This is a genomic window from Streptococcus pluranimalium (assembly GCF_002953735.1).
GTDB classification, from domain to species: Bacteria; Bacillota; Bacilli; order Lactobacillales; family Streptococcaceae; genus Streptococcus; species Streptococcus pluranimalium.
Window position 1 is genome coordinate 606,103 of record NZ_CP025536.1, and the last position, 15,753, is coordinate 621,855.

Below are 15,753 nucleotides of genomic sequence, written 5' to 3' on the forward strand. Positions count from 1 at the left end.
CTTATTAGCTAAAGAAGAGTCGAGAAATCGGCTCTTTTTTAATTGGTTATTATGTAAGTATTACATCTTAATATTTTATGAAAATTAGAAAAAACTTGACAAATTATAGAATGGTGATAAAGTTGTAATAATTGGAATTAGGAGATTAAACCATGAAAAAGAAGATGTATAAGTCTAAGAAACATTGGGTCGTTGCAGGGATCACATCAGCAGGTCTGATTTTATCACCTAGTGTGTTAGCAGAAGAGAGTGCTAATCACACCACAAGTTCGTCCGTCAGTAGTTGGGTTGGGCTCAATCAGCCAGCTCAATTAGCACCAACTTCTCCTGACACAGCACCAGCTTCATCAGAGACAGACAGCCGTGTGACCAGTGAGCCGACACTTGCTAGTACTGATTTGTCAGTGAACAAGACTCAGTCAGAGTCACCAGCATCCTCAGTTCGTTCATCAGAGGCGACTCTAGTAGAAAGCTTTGCGGCTGCTTCTGAGCAATCCTCTTCCTCAGTAAGAAGTGCTAGTGCAACAGCTACTCATGTTGAAAGCGTCACTGAACCTACAGTGTCTCGAAGCACATCTTCTCCAGAAAGAGCTAGTGCTCTTACTAGTACCGCTGTCAGCTCTAGTAACGGTGACCTGCCTGGTGCAGCAGCAGGTAATGGGCATTCAGAAGAAGTCTTAGTCGCTAAAGTGGTCAATCAGAAGACCCTGACCTTGAAATATAACGGACCTATCGCCAGCAATGAAAAAATTCAATACGCCGTTTGGGGAGATGTTAATGGTCGTAATGATATCACTTGGTATACCGCAGATCAGATAGGAGCTGCCTATGTTGATTTGTCTAAACATAAAGAATATGGTCTTTATCATGTTCATACCTATAAGAATAGCTCAGGGAAAATGATTGGTTTGGAAGGTGGTCAACTAACGGTTGCTAAACCTTGGTTAACCCCTAAAATCACAGAAAGTTCTCCTAACCATTATGTGGTTCGTTTAGAGGGTGTTCCATCAAGTATCAGTGCGGTCAAAGTACCGGTATGGTCCGACAAAAATGGTCAAGATGACCTCAAGTGGTATTCTGCCAGTCAAGTTTCTTCTGGTATTTATGAAGCTCATATTGATACGGCACATCATAACAATGACTTTGGCACCTATCATGTTCATGCCTATGGGGTTAGTGCCATCACGGGTCAACAGATTGCGATTGCCTCAACACGCTTTGAACGGGTTGCCAAAGCAGTTCCGCAACAAAGCTTGGCCAAGGTCTCTATTTCTGCCAAGACAGACACGACGGCAACAGTGACAGTGACCACTGTCGAAAAAGCTATCAAAAGTATCGCCGTTGCTGCTTGGTCTAAGACAGGTGGTCAAGACGATCTCAAGTGGTACCAAGCTAACGCTGTTAATCAAACCGCGCAAGTGACGGTTAACATGCGTGATTTGTCTAACACCAGCGATGACTATACCATTCACGTTTACACCACCTATCAAGATGGTAGTCGTGTTGGGACTAATTTAGGGGATCATCGCTTTACAAGGCCAGCTGCTAGTCAAACCGTGTCAGCTCGTTTAACCTCAACGGGGATTGCCTTAAGTGTTGCCTCAACGGCCGTGAAAGACCTTAGTAAGGTTCGTGTTGCGGTCTGGTCAGATGCCAGCGGACAAGATGATATCAAATGGTATGCGACGGACACCAAGGGAGAGGCTTTAGCGCTCTATGGCAACCATAAATCCACAGGTCTTTATCATATTCATGCTTATTCCTACGAGACAGGCAAGCCAGTGTTTGTAGCTAAAACAACGGCAACTATTGCGCAATTGCCAAGTAAAACAGGCAGTGTCAGCATTTCAAGTGTTAATCACACAACGAATACCTTTCAGACAACTATTAGTCAGGTGAGTGCACGTGATGGCTTGAAATCCGTTCGTGTTGCGGTCTGGTCGGATGCTAGTGGACAGGATGACCTTGAATGGCAAGTAGCCACAAGACAGTCTAACGGCACCTACATCGCCACAACCTCCTTAGCCAAACACGGCTATACTAACGGTAAATATCATGTGCATGTTTATTATGAATTGGGAAATGGCAGTTTATCAGCTCTATCAGCTTCAACCACGACTATTAGTGGAGTAGTTGCGAAAGAGGATACCACTGGATCGGCTTCACAAGGTAATTATGGAAAAGTAAATAAGATCATTTACCTGGATGCAGGTCATGGCGGTTATGACCCAGGTGCTGTTTATGGGAATATTACTGAAAAGTCTCTGAATTTAAAAATTCAGTCCTTAGTACAAGCAAAATTAGAACGCGCCGGCTATAAGGTCATCACAACAAGAACAGCTGATAGTTTTGTCGATTTATTACCAAGATCTTCAAAAGCTAATCAGAGTTTAGCAGATTTATTTGTAAGTATTCATTTTAATGCTTCAACAAGTGCTTCTGCAAATGGAATTGAAACTTATTATTACGAATATTATCCAGAGTACCAACCATCAATAAATAAGCTCTATCATAATCATGCGGAGCGTTTGAAGAGAAGTGCTACACTCGCCTCTGCCATTCAAAGTGCGGCTGTCGGAGCTACTGGAGCAAAAAACAATGGTGTCTTACGGAATACTTTCGCGGTTCTGAGAGAAACAACTGCTCCAGCGGTACTTTTAGAGCTTGGCTACTTATCCAACGATATTGAGAGAAGCCGTATCAGCCAAAGTTCCTATCAGGAAAAACTAGCTAATGCCATTGTTAGTGGTATCTTGAGCTATTATAAAACTTATTCAATTTAATAAAAATTAAAAAATCTACTCGTAGGAGTGGATTTTTTGGTATAATTCAGTTGAGATAAATAAGAAAGAGGTTCTTTTATGGCATATTCGAATTTATTAGATCGTTTTTTAACGTATGTAAAGTTTAATACACGTAGTGATGAAACAAGTCAGACAACACCTAGTACACAAAGTCAGATTGACTTTGCCTTAACGATTCTAAAACCAGAAATGGAAAAAATTGGTTTGCAAGATGTTCATTATTTAGAGTCAAATGGTTATATTATCGGAACATTGCCGGCAAATTCTGATAAATTCAGCTATAAAATCGGCTATATTTCTCATATTGACACAGCTGATTTTAATGCTGAAGGTGTCAATCCCCAAATTATAGAGAACTATGACGGCTCTGATATTCCACTAGGAGAATCAGGATTTCAATTATCACCGACTGATTTTCCTAATCTAAACAATTATCATGGACAAACCTTAATCACTACCGATGGTACGACACTTTTAGGAGCTGATGATAAATCTGGTATTGCTGAAATCATGACTGCTATTGAGTATTTTACCAGTCATCCAGAGGTTGAACATGGGGAAATTCGTGTTGGCTTTGGACCTGATGAAGAAATTGGTGTGGGTGCAGATAAGTTTGATGTTGCTGATTTTGATGTAGACTTCGCCTATACGGTTGATGGTGGTCCACTCGGTGAACTTCAATTTGAAACTTTTAGTGCAGCTGCAGCCGATATCACCTTTAAAGGTCGCAATGTCCATCCTGGCACAGCTAAGGATCAAATGGTTAATGCTTTTCAACTGGCGATTGATTTTCACAATGCGCTTCCAGAATCAGATCGTCCAGAACTAACCGAAGGCTACCAAGGCTTTTATCACCTCCACGGACTTGACGGTTCAGTAGAAGAAGCACATAGTTCTTACATTATCCGAGATTTTGATAGTAATGCGTTTGAAAATCGTAAGAAGTTAATGCTAGATATCGCTACAAAAATGAATGAAGCGCTTGATCAAGAGCGTGTTCTAGTTAGTTTGAAAGATCAATACTTTAATATGCGTCAGGTGATTGAAAAAGATATGACACCAATCAATCTTGCAAAAGAGGTGATGGAAAAACTTGATATTAAGCCAATTATTGAACCTATCCGTGGTGGAACAGATGGCTCTAAGATTTCCTTTATGGGGATTCCAACACCAAATATTTTTGCTGGTGGAGAAAATATGCATGGTCGCTTTGAATTTGTCAGTCTTCAAACGATGGAAAGAGCAGTTGATGTTATTGTTGGTATATCGACTGCTGTGAAATAGCTTTTTGAAAGTTTATAAGAAGTATGGTAGAATAGCTTTGGGGGTTACCGCATATGATTAGAATTTTTGGTAAAATAAGATACCATTGGCAACCTGAACTATCATGGCTCTTAATTTATTGGTCTTTAACAATAGCACCAATTTTTATTGGCTTATCTTTACTATTTGAACGAACAAAGATACCATTGGCATTCTTCTTATTGTTTGCTTTGTTTTTAATCTTATTGGGGTTTGGACTACATCGCTTTTTCATTATTGGTGAGGATGATCAATTAAAAATTGTATCAATGGATGTTTTTAAACCACAGAATGTGAAGATTTCTAGCATCAAAAAGATCGAAGTAACAAAGTTAAGCATCACCTTGTTGTTTAATGGCAGTACAAAAAAACGCATCTTTTATATGCGTAAGTGGCCTAAGAAGTATTTTCTTGATGCTCTGGCAGTTCATCCTTATTTTAAAGGTGAGGTTGAATTAATGGATAACTTTGTTGAGTTGGATTATTTTGAAGCATATAAAAACGAAAAGACTCCTAGAGCATTAGAGCCTTAGTGGGACAGTTCTTAACTGCTTCAATCGTCGCAAAATCATCATTAGGAAATTCAGCTACTAATTCATCGCTATCTGTAAACTTAACGATACCATCGTCATGGTAATCAAACGCATCAGAATGGGTTTGGCAAAGCCCACAAGCGATACATTTTTCTGGAATAAGTGATACTTTCATAGTATTATTGTAATATTATTTAATTTATTTAACAAGGGGGAAGTCATGGGCAAGAAACCATGGGAATTGAAAATTTTTGAAACTAAGAAAGATGTTGGTGAACAGACATCACGAAAAGATAAACATAGTGGTTTTTTAAGTACTCCCCTGTTGACCGGTTTACTTAGTGTTTTCTTTTTAATTGTTGTCGGTATTTTGATTGTTGTCTTCTATACGTCAAATGGTGGAAGTGATGAAACTAAAGCAACATCAGGCTTTTATCGTTCGTCGCAATCTACTTCTAAAGAAGTGAAATCTTCTCAAGGACAATCAGCGAAGAAAAAGAAAACTTCCACTTCTAAGAAGAATAAAAAGAAAGAAGCGTCTACAGAATCTTCTACTAAGGTATCAACTCAAGAAAGTAGTTCAACAAGTTCTAGCTCAGAAGTAACTACTGAGGAAACAACGCCTTCTACAACAAATGGGCAAACGATTGTTGTTCAAGCTGGTGAAGGTGCAGCTTCAATTGCAGCTCGTGCAGGAATTTCAATTGAGCAGTTGCAGGCATTAAATCCACAAAATATGACATTGGGTTACTGGTACGCTAATCCAGGAGATGTTGTTAATGTCAATTAATTTAGAGAATGAGGACATCATGAAATCTATAAAAATAGCTATTGATGGGCCTGCTTCAAGTGGTAAAAGTACAGTGGCCAAGATTATTGCTCGTAATCTTGGCTATACCTATCTTGATACAGGTGCTATGTATCGTTCTGCAACTTATCTTGCTTTAAAGCATCAATTAGACGATTCTAAAGTAGAAGAAATCCTTGAAAAACTATCAGAGTACCCTATTTCTTTTGGAAAAGACGAAAAGGGACAACAAACTGTTCTTATAGGATCAATTGATGTAACAGATGCCATTCGTCAACCAGATGTGACCAATAATGTTTCCTGGGTTTCAGCATTGCCAGAGATTCGTGAAGAGCTTGTTGCTCAACAACAACGTATCGCTGCACAAGGTGGGATTATCATGGATGGTCGTGATATTGGAACAGTTGTTCTTCCTGATGCGGAATTAAAAATCTTTTTGATTGCTTCGGTAGAAGAGAGGGCGGAACGTCGCTTTAAAGAGAACCTGGAAAAAGGGATTACAACTGATTTTGAAACGCTAAAAGATGAAATCGCCGCGCGTGATTATAAAGACAGTCATCGTAAGGTATCACCATTAAAAGCTGCTGAAGATGCCATTACTTTTGATACAACTGGTATCTCAATCGAAGGTGTGGTTGACTTTATTCAAGAAAAAGCGAAGAAAATTATTGACAAGGGATAATAAAACTGTTATTATGTTAACAATGAGAAAAGCAGAAGTGAGAACTTCTCGCCTTGCGACTGACGTTGTCTGGCCCTACATATCAAGTTTCTTATTGGAACATAATGTGTGCGGGCTTGGTTTGTCAAGTCCGCTTTGTTTTTCTCTAAAAAAATAAAGAGGTGAAGATCATAGCTAAAAAAGATCTATTCATCAACGACGAAATTCGTGTTCGCGAAGTTCGTTTAGTTGGTCTTGAAGGTGAACAATTAGGGATTAAACCATTATCAGAAGCTCAATCAATTGCCGATGAGGCTAATGTTGATTTAGTGCTTATCCAACCGCAAGCCACTCCACCTGTTGCTAAAATTATGGACTATGGTAAGTTCAAGTTTGAGTATCAGAAGAAACAAAAAGAGCAACGCAAAAAGCAAAGTGTTGTCACTGTTAAGGAAGTTCGACTTAGTCCAGTTATTGATAAAGGGGACTTTGAGACAAAGCTTCGTAACGGCCGTAAGTTCCTTGAAAAAGGAAATAAGGTTAAAGTTTCTATTCGCTTTAAAGGGCGTATGATTACTCATAAGGAAATTGGAGCAAAAGTGTTGGCTGAGTTTGCTGAAGCAACTCAAGATATTGCTATCATTGAGCAAAGAGCTAAAATGGATGGTCGCCAAATGTTCATGCAACTTGCACCGATTCCAGACAAGAAATAACTTGTCAGATTATATCTATCAATAGGAGAAGAAAAATGCCAAAACAAAAAACACACCGTGCATCAGCTAAACGTTTTAAACGTACAGGTTCAGGCGGATTGAAACGCTTCCGTGCTTTCACGTCTCACCGTTTCCACGGAAAAACTAAGAAACAACGTCGTCATCTTCGTAAAGCGTCAATGGTGAACGCTGGAGATTTCAAACGTATCAAAGCAATGCTTACTCGCCTTAAATAATTAGGTCTGTAAACATTAACAGTATTATTGAGAATTATTCGGAGGAAAATATAAATGGCTCGTGTTAAAGGTGGCGTTGTTTCACGCAAACGTCGTAAACGTGTTTTAAAATTAGCTAAAGGTTACTATGGAGCAAAACACATCTTGTTCCGTACTGCAAAAGAGCAAGTAATGAACTCTTACTACTATGCATACCGTGACCGTCGTCAGAAAAAACGTGATTTCCGTAAACTTTGGATTACACGTATCAATGCGGCTGCTCGTATGAATGGTTTGTCATACTCTCAATTGATGCATGGTTTGAAACTTGCTGAGATTGAAGTAAACCGTAAAATGCTTGCTGATTTAGCAGTTAACGATGCAGCAGCTTTCACAGCTCTTGCAGATGCTGCTAAAGCAAAACTTGGTAAATAATTATCAATGAAAGAACTGGAAAACCAGTTCTTTTTTTTAGGTATACTTTTTGATATAATAAAGGATAACGATTAAATGACATAGGATAACATAGATGAACATTGAAGACTTAAAAAAACGTCAGGAGAAGATTCGTAATTTCTCCATTATTGCTCATATCGACCATGGAAAATCGACACTAGCTGACCGTATTTTAGAAAAAACAGAAACAGTCTCAAGTCGAGAAATGCAAGCACAATTGCTTGATAGTATGGACTTGGAGCGTGAGCGTGGCATTACCATTAAATTAAATGCTATTGAGCTCAATTATACAGCTAAAGATGGCGAGACGTATATTTTTCACTTGATTGACACACCAGGGCACGTTGACTTTACCTATGAGGTATCACGTTCCTTGGCTGCCTGTGAGGGAGCTATCTTGGTTGTTGATGCAGCACAAGGTATTGAAGCTCAGACACTTGCCAATGTCTATTTAGCTTTGGATAATGACTTAGAAATCATGCCAGTCATCAATAAAATCGACTTGCCAGCTGCAGATCCTGAGCGTGTCCGTACGGAAGTTGAAGATGTAATTGGACTTGATGCGTCAGCTGCTGTTTTAGCTTCTGCCAAGGCTGGTATTGGTATCGAAGAAATCTTGGAGCAGATTGTTGAAAAAGTTCCAGCACCATCAGGCGATGTAGCAGCACCACTTCAAGCCTTGATTTTCGACTCTGTTTATGATGCTTACCGCGGGGTTATCCTTCAGGTTCGTGTGACTAATGGAATGGTTAAGCCGGGTGACAAGATTCGACTCATGTCTAATGGTAAAACCTTTGATGTAACTGAAGTCGGTATTTTTACGCCTAAGGCTGTTGGGCGTGACTACTTGGCAACAGGTGATGTTGGTTACATTGCGGCATCGATCAAGACCGTAGCAGATACGCGTGTTGGTGATACCATTACCTTGGCTGATAATCCTGCGAGCGAGCCACTGTCTGGCTACAAGCAAATGAACCCAATGGTTTTTGCGGGACTATATCCGATTGAATCCAATAAATATAACGATTTGCGTGAAGCTTTGGAAAAACTCCAGTTGAATGATGCTAGTTTGCAATTTGAACCGGAAACGTCACAAGCTTTGGGATTTGGTTTCCGTTGTGGCTTTCTAGGTCTACTTCACATGGATGTTATTCAAGAGCGTTTAGAGCGTGAATTTAACATTGATTTGATTATGACTGCGCCATCGGTAGTTTACAATGTTAATACAACGGATGGTGAGATTTTAGAGGTTTCTAACCCTTCTGAATTTCCTGATCCTACGCGTATTGATGCCATTGAAGAACCTTATGTTAAAGCTCAAATCATGGTACCACAAGAGTATGTTGGAGCTGTGATGGAATTGGCTCAGCGTAAACGTGGTGATTTTGAAACTATGGAATACATTGATGACAATCGTGTTAATGTTATCTATCAAATTCCATTGGCTGAAATTGTCTTTGACTTCTTTGATAAGCTCAAATCCTCGACACGTGGTTATGCTAGCTTTGATTATGAAATATCAGAGTATCGTCGCTCACAATTGGTTAAGATGGATATCCTTCTTAATGGGGACAAGGTCGATGCCCTCAGCTTTATTGTTCACAAAGAATTTGCCTATGAACGTGGGAAACTCATTGTGGATAAGTTGAAGAAAATCATTCCTCGTCAACAATTTGAAGTGCCAATTCAAGCGGCTATTGGTCAAAAAATTGTGGCACGTACAGATATCAAAGCCCTTCGTAAAAATGTTTTGGCTAAATGTTATGGTGGTGACGTTTCACGTAAACGTAAATTGCTTGAAAAACAAAAAGCCGGTAAGAAGCGCATGAAATCTATTGGTTCAGTTGAAGTACCGCAAGAAGCCTTCTTGAGTGTCCTTTCAATGGACGATGATGAGAAGAAATAAGTTGATATGATGTAGGGAAATGATGACTATTACGAAGAAAAATTTAGAAACAACTATTGGTGATTTATCGATTCACTACCGAAAAGGTAATCCGACGCTTATTTTTCTCAGTGGTATTGGTAGCTTCCCAACCTTCGAAAATTTTTCAGCAATTATCAAACCTTTACCTAAAAACTTTGGTATCTTAACCCTTGATTATCCCAATATTGGAGAATCAAGTTTAAAGAATCAAAGAGAGCTCACATTGGTTGACTGGATAGAGGCTATTGAACTTGTATTAGATAGCTTACAAGTTGAGGATTATATTTTGATTACTCATAGTATTGCTGGTATACTCGGACTTAGATTAATGACTAAACGATTAGGATGTAAAGGTTTTATAGGAATTGAACCTTCCACAGTAGCCATTTTGACGGGAATAGTTGATTATTCTCAAGAATTTGGACGAGTGAACCAAATTATTTCTGAAATAGGTGTTAGGAATTATTTACAGGGAATCTCTCGACAAGGGTTGAATGAAATAGAAAATAAAGCTCTTTGGGATGCTTTTGATAGAACTGAGAAGCGCTTATCAACTATTGCTGAATCTGATTTTGCTGCCTTTCCAGATTTGAATAAGAGTGACTTTGCTAGTCAACCTAGTATTCCAAAAGATATTCCTAGCTTTGTTTTTAGTCAAGCTTTTCGAAGAGAGGAATATGAAGCGTCAGAGTATCAAAATCGAGAAGGTAGATACCACCTATATCTGACTGGTGATCATCATTATTTACATTGGACAGAAAGTGAAGCTATTCTTAAAGTCATCAAATCTGTTGTGTGATATATCATTTGATTTTCAATTTCATTACTTCTATTTTTAATCTTTTATACTATATTGAAACCACTCCTGTGTTCTAGTTTATTAGAGTTTAATAGGAGTTTTTTGTATATCCGAAAACTAGATGAATGGTATTATTTTGGTAAAAATCAAAAAATGAAATTATCAGATTTTTTTCTGGTTTTAAGTTGTTATTTCAATAAAAATACTTAAAATATGCTATAATGACCTAATAGATTTTAAAGGATATTGTATTGGAAAAAGAGTTAAAAAAATTAAAACGTGATCAATTATTAGAAATAATGTTGAGACAACAAGAAAAAATTGAAGAACAAGAAAAAGTGATTAGCGAGTTAGAACATAAATTAAATGATAAACGAATAGCAATAGAAACTTGTGGCTCTATTGCTGAAGCATCTTTAGTTTTAAATGATATCTTCAATTCAGCCCAAGCAGCAGCAGACCAATATTTGGATAATATTAAGCAACAAGCTAAAAACAATGGAGTTCATTGATGACAAAATTAAGCTTAAATTCTAAGGATTTTTCACGAGAATTGGAACGTGTGAGATATCAAAGACGGTTCTGGATGATCGTTAGAAATACGGTGTATATTTTATTGGGTGTAGCTTCAATTGCAATTTTAATTGCAGTTTTATGGTTACCGGTTTTACGAATCTATGGCAGATCGATGAATAAAACACTGTCTGAAGGTGATATTGTGATTAGTCAAAAAGGTTCAAAGTTTAAATCAGGTGAAGTCATAGCTTTTTATTACAATAATAAAGTTCTTGTCAAGCGTGTTATTGCAAAATCAGGTGATTGGGTTGAAGTAACTCCTGAAGGTGATGTTTATGTCAACCAAAAAAAATTAAAAGAACCTTATATTATGGCGAAAGCTTTGGGAGAGAGTAATATTAAATATCCTTATCAAGTTCCTGATGGTCAGATTTTTGTGATGGGAGATAACCGTAAGACATCTATTGATTCTAGAAATACGTCTATTGGTGGAGTCTCTCAAGAGCAGATTGTTGGTGAAGTTTCTTTTCGAATTTGGCCGATATCAAATATTGGACCAATCAGGTAATATTGAGAGGTATACTGATTTTGAGAAAATATTATATGATTTTAAAAGAGTCTATTGTGAAGGGGAAGTACAAGAAGATATGGAAAAGTCTGTTCTGGGCGAGTATTTTGGTAACGACATTCTTAACCACTTACTTTTTAATTTTACCAGCAATCACAGTGGAGACTCAAAAAACGGATAATGTAGGAATATCATTATCAAGCTCCTCCCCAGTGAATGAGACTCCTAAAGAAGTCACTGGTAGCCCCCCTTCTAGCGAAGATCAAACGGAATTTAAACATGATATAAAAACAGAAACTTCAAGTGCTCAAAAAGAAGAAACCTCTGATTCTTCGTCAAACGACACAACACAAGAAACGACACCAAACGCTTCGAAAGAAAAAGAGACAGCTTTTCTTAAGGATACCTTAATTCATAAAGGTGAGGGCTTTGAGATTCACGTAACTGTTGGGGAAGAAGCTGAGCTTCCTAGAGATACTCATTTGGAAGTCTCAGAAGTGAAAGAGATGGATCAATCTTTTGAAACCTATAAACAAAAAACTCTTGAGAAGGTTTCTAGAAAAGATGACGAAATCAAAAGCTTATTTTTTTATGATATAACTCTCGTTTCGAACGGCAAGGAGATACAACCATCATCTGCCGTTAAAGTAGAAGTAGTGTATGATAATCCTTTAGAAGTCTCTGATGAAGAGTTAGAAATCGTTCACTTTAAAGACAATGGAGCTCTGGAAGTTCTAAAATCGAAAACTGATCCAGAGACAGTTGATTCTTCTAGTGATATTGCTTTTAGAACAGAATCTTTTTCAGTATATGCCATTGTTCAACCGGATAACACGAAACTACCTCTGAGGACTTATATCTTCGAAAATGCTGATGGTTCGCAATATCTGTTTAAAACAAATAGTGACACAGAAACAGATACTCAAATCATAAAAGACGGACAAAGTCTTCATGGTGTAGGGATTCCATATGTTGATGATGATAAGCATTTTAATGGATGGTATATTTTTAATAAAGATACGAACACTTACGGAGATGAAATTCACTTTGAAGAAGCTATTGAAGTGAAGCAAACAGAGACGATTTATGTTAGGCCAAGTTATGGAAATGTTGCCTACGTGACGTTTTATGATAATGAAGATGGCACTTTAGTTTTAGAGAAACATCAAGTTGCGCTAGAAGAGGGCAAAGGAACAGTAAATCTAGCTGAACACACGGCTGTTTCACCTTCAGCTACTCAAGTATTTGCAGGGTGGTCATTGACCAAAGGTGGTTCTGTGATTACTGAAAATATTACTAACTATCCGATTGCTAAAGATACTGTTTTTTACCCAATATTTAAAGAATCTAAAAAGATTGAATTCAATACAGGTGACATTGGTGAGGGTGCACCTTACGTAGCTCCGAAATTTGTTATTGAGGGTGAAAAAGCTGAAAGTATTAAGCCGACAGATCCGACTCGAAATGGTTACACATTTGGAGGATGGTATCGAGATAGTAATTATCAAACGGCATTTGATTTTTCATCAACTGTTACTGAAGACATTGTTCTATACGCTAGATGGCTTCCTGCGACAGCCAACTACACGATTGTGTATTGGCAACAGTCTAAAACAGATTCTAAAAATAGTTTAGCAGCAGATAAGACTTACGATTACGCAGGGCAAGTAAGCCGAACCGCCACTGTAGATTCGATTGTTTCCCTGACATCTTCAGACAGGAATCCAGATTCTAAAGGATTTGTTTATACTAATGCGAGAGGAGAAACGAGTACTGTTGTAAAGGCAGATGGTTCATCCATTATCAATGTCTATTTTGACCGAAAATTGATAACGATGCGTTTTTTAAATGATACATACTATAGAAGCTATACAGGACCAGTTGCTGTGAATAGTACAGTATGGACTAGTCCAACCTATGCTCAGTATGTAACAACTTACACTGGCCTTTATGGAACAAGTTTAGCCGAAAATGGTTACACTTGGCCAAGTTCTGGAACTCAGAATTGGACGTACTATGCTTCGGGTGGTCAAGCTCGAGGAATGAGTTATCTAGGAGAATTTATTTTACCAGAAGATACGTATGATACCTCGAATACTGAGATTCGTTTTTATCGGAATGGTAGAAAGACCGTTAACTACTATTTTTATAAACAGAATATAGATGGTACCTATAGTAGCACTCCGACTGATGTTGGTTCTGGTCAAATGGCAACTTTTACTTTTTCAGAAAAATATAGTGGTTTTAATGTAGCCTGGTATAGGCGTTATTATTCTGGAACAACTAGTTCCTATGATAGTGATTGGCGAAAAGCAGCAAATAATGGAACAACTCAAACTTTCTATACTTACGGAACCTACTATAATTCTGTAGATTATCCATTAGATTTGCATATTCAATATGACCGAAAGGCATATCATATTAATTTCTTAGATCCTCTGAATAATCAAGAACTTACTAATTTTGATCCAGTTAGTGTCTACTATGAAGATAATCTATCTAAATACAAGCCTGATACAACGATTGACAAACCTACTCCGAGTCTCCCTGGCTATCGCTGGGATGGTAAATGGTATAAAGACCAAACGTTGACCCAGGAGATTGATTGGTCGATTACTATGCCATCACATGACTTAAAGGTTTACGCTGGTTGGGAGAAAATTCGATATGATGTTACTATCGAAGCTAATGGAGGAGAATTGCTTGATACACAGGCAACATACTTCACTTTGGATTATGGTGAAAAAATTACAGAGTTTGCTAATATCACACGTGATTATGTAGAAGATCCAAATGGAGAGTACTATTATAGACACGATACGGATAATGGCCTTGCAACAGATGGTAGACATGCTCATTATACAAAAGACCCTACAGAACCAAACGTTGATACGACCAAGCGTTATCGCTACGAGAAAGATGCTTATAAACTAGTAGGTTGGTACTACGTGAATGCTGATGGAACAACTCGTCCCTATAACTTTTCTGGAATCGTTGTTGGTGATACAACCTTGAGAGCTATTTGGCGTCGAGTAGGGGAATATAAGGTTAACTATAGCCCGATAGTGTATGACTACACAACCAATCAGCCAATGGTAGACGATAAAGGGAATGCTGTATTAGCAACCAATCTCCCTATTGATGGCAATTCCTATGATGATCAATCGCACTCAGCCATGTTGACAAGACCAACCATTTCAGGAGAATACCGTTTTCGTGGTTGGTATTATGACGGGAAACTCTATAATCCACATGATGAATTTATTATTGATGCCGAATTAGCAGATGAGAATAAAATCATTCATATATACCCTGTTTTTAAATCAGTTAATGATTTGAATGTGGAGACTACTAGAATAACCTATGACGGTAATGGTGGTGAAAAGGATGTTGATGGTAAAACTGTTACCCATGTTTCAGAAGAAGATTTGTTAATTAATACGGTTAAAACTTTACCGAAAGAGACATACTTTGATAGAGTAGGATACAATCTAGTGGGATGGAATACCAATGAAGCAGATGCTGATGCAGGTCACATTCAGTTTGAACTAGGTCAAGAAGTTGGAGTGGATAATCTCCCTAATTCTGAAAATGTTTTATATGCCGTATGGCAACCAAAACTCTACTCTGTTACTATTTCGAAAAAAGTTATAGGTAATGAATCTGACAAAGTAAAGAGTTTTACGTTTACTCCTGGTGGTGCTTTAACGAGTGCCAACTTTGCATTGAAAGATGGGGAAGTTAAGGTTTATCAAGATATTCCTTATGGTTCTACAATCAGTGTTGATGAACAATATAATGAGGCTTATACGACAATTGAGCGTATTACTCATACGAACTTAGCATCTGGTAAGAGCGATAGAACGTATGAAAAAACTGGTCTAGCTGAATTAATCGTTGATGGTAATATTGAGATTAATTTTGTCAATGAACGACGACGACAAAATATTTACCTTCAGAAAGTTGATGTTGGCAATCTTTTGACAGGTTTAAAAAATGCAGAGTTTACACTTTATAAGGTAGAAAACGGTCAACGTCAGCCATTACCAGACTATGAGCAGTTAGTCTCTGATGGCGATGGTTATCTAACAACTGGGAAAAGTAGGAAATTTAGCTTAGACATTGGTAACTATCAATTAATCGAGACAAAGGCACCAGATGGTTACTTATTAGAAGAAAACCCTATTGACATTTCAGTCACTAGTACTAGTGTCTCTTTGATTCAAAACGGCAATGCTTCTGAGGTAACAGTCTCTTCTTTAGATGATGGCTCAACTTTATTTAGTACCAAAGTGACAAATTCACAAGGTATTGAGTTACCCAATACTGGTGGTATTGGACAATATATTTACGTTATACTAGGAGGAAGTTTAGCTATATTTGCGGCTTATCTCTATTATGTTAAATCAAAAAAGAAAGGTACTGAATCATCAGTATTATATTAGGAGAAA

General features: G+C 37.8%; 14 protein-coding genes and 1 other annotated feature. Of the genes, 13 read left to right on the forward strand and 1 reads right to left on the reverse strand.

The annotated features are described in order from the left end of the window. The first annotated feature begins 152 nt into the window (after positions 1 to 152). The 3 genes from C0J00_RS03120 (at position 153) to C0J00_RS03130 (ending at position 4,639) form a co-directional block, all read left to right on the forward strand. Positions 153 to 2,783: a GBS Bsp-like repeat-containing protein gene (locus tag C0J00_RS03120; protein WP_104967522.1), complete on the forward strand. Its 2,631-nt coding sequence runs from the start codon at positions 153 to 155 to the stop codon at positions 2,781 to 2,783. A gap of 78 nt (positions 2,784 to 2,861) precedes the next feature. Then, a complete protein-coding gene (pepT, locus tag C0J00_RS03125) occupies positions 2,862 to 4,088 on the forward strand; it encodes a peptidase T (protein WP_104967523.1) in 1,227 nt (408 codons plus the stop codon). Positions 4,089 to 4,141: 53 nt separating this feature from the next. After that, entirely contained in the window at positions 4,142 to 4,639 is a 498-nt protein-coding gene (locus tag C0J00_RS03130; RefSeq protein ID WP_104967524.1) for an EbsA family protein, read from the forward strand. Here C0J00_RS03130 and C0J00_RS03135 read toward each other — a convergent pair. Continuing rightward, a complete protein-coding gene (locus C0J00_RS03135) occupies positions 4,620 to 4,814 on the reverse strand; it encodes a ferredoxin (protein WP_104967525.1) in 195 nt (64 codons plus the stop codon). The genes C0J00_RS03130 and C0J00_RS03135 overlap by 20 nt on opposite strands. A 45-nt stretch (positions 4,815 to 4,859) precedes the next feature. Here C0J00_RS03135 and C0J00_RS03140 point away from each other — a divergent pair, with 45 nt between their 5' ends. The 10 genes from C0J00_RS03140 to C0J00_RS03185 all read left to right on the forward strand — a co-directional run bounded on the left by C0J00_RS03140 (position 4,860) and on the right by C0J00_RS03185 (position 15,747). After that, a complete protein-coding gene (locus tag C0J00_RS03140) occupies positions 4,860 to 5,429 on the forward strand; it encodes an SAG1386/EF1546 family surface-associated protein (protein ID WP_104967526.1) in 570 nt (189 codons plus the stop codon). Positions 5,430 to 5,448: 19 nt separating this feature from the next. Then, a complete protein-coding gene (cmk, locus tag C0J00_RS03145; RefSeq protein WP_104968815.1) occupies positions 5,449 to 6,129 on the forward strand; it encodes a (d)CMP kinase in 681 nt (226 codons plus the stop codon). A 23-nt stretch (positions 6,130 to 6,152) separates the two neighbouring features. After that, positions 6,153 to 6,277, forward strand: a sequence feature (ribosomal protein L20 leader region). A gap of 13 nt (positions 6,278 to 6,290) precedes the next feature. Next, positions 6,291 to 6,821, forward strand: a complete 531-nt coding sequence (gene infC, locus C0J00_RS03150; RefSeq protein ID WP_104967527.1) for a translation initiation factor IF-3 — start codon at positions 6,291 to 6,293, stop codon at positions 6,819 to 6,821. Between the two features lie 35 nt (positions 6,822 to 6,856). Further along, complete coding sequence (gene rpmI / locus C0J00_RS03155; RefSeq protein ID WP_018380793.1) at positions 6,857 to 7,057, forward strand: 50S ribosomal protein L35; 201 nt, start codon at positions 6,857 to 6,859, stop codon at positions 7,055 to 7,057. 54 nt (positions 7,058 to 7,111) lie between these two features. Next, a complete protein-coding gene (gene rplT, locus C0J00_RS03160; RefSeq protein ID WP_000124839.1) occupies positions 7,112 to 7,471 on the forward strand; it encodes a 50S ribosomal protein L20 in 360 nt (119 codons plus the stop codon). A gap of 94 nt (positions 7,472 to 7,565) precedes the next feature. Continuing rightward, on the forward strand, positions 7,566 to 9,398 hold the full coding sequence (lepA, locus tag C0J00_RS03165; RefSeq protein WP_104967528.1) for a translation elongation factor 4: 1,833 nt from the start codon (positions 7,566 to 7,568) through the stop codon (positions 9,396 to 9,398). A gap of 19 nt (positions 9,399 to 9,417) precedes the next feature. Then, positions 9,418 to 10,218, forward strand: a complete 801-nt coding sequence (locus C0J00_RS03170; protein WP_158667306.1) for an alpha/beta hydrolase — start codon at positions 9,418 to 9,420, stop codon at positions 10,216 to 10,218. Between the two features lie 299 nt (positions 10,219 to 10,517). Beyond that, positions 10,518 to 10,730, forward strand: a complete 213-nt coding sequence (locus tag C0J00_RS03175; protein ID WP_104968816.1) for a DNA repair protein — start codon at positions 10,518 to 10,520, stop codon at positions 10,728 to 10,730. Next, on the forward strand, positions 10,730 to 11,302 hold the full coding sequence (lepB, locus tag C0J00_RS03180) for a signal peptidase I (protein ID WP_104967530.1): 573 nt from the start codon (positions 10,730 to 10,732) through the stop codon (positions 11,300 to 11,302). Before C0J00_RS03175 ends, lepB begins: the two co-directional genes overlap by 1 nt. A gap of 20 nt (positions 11,303 to 11,322) precedes the next feature. After that, complete coding sequence (locus C0J00_RS03185) at positions 11,323 to 15,747, forward strand: InlB B-repeat-containing protein (RefSeq protein WP_233995861.1); 4,425 nt, start codon at positions 11,323 to 11,325, stop codon at positions 15,745 to 15,747. Positions 15,748 to 15,753: the final 6 nt, after the last annotated feature.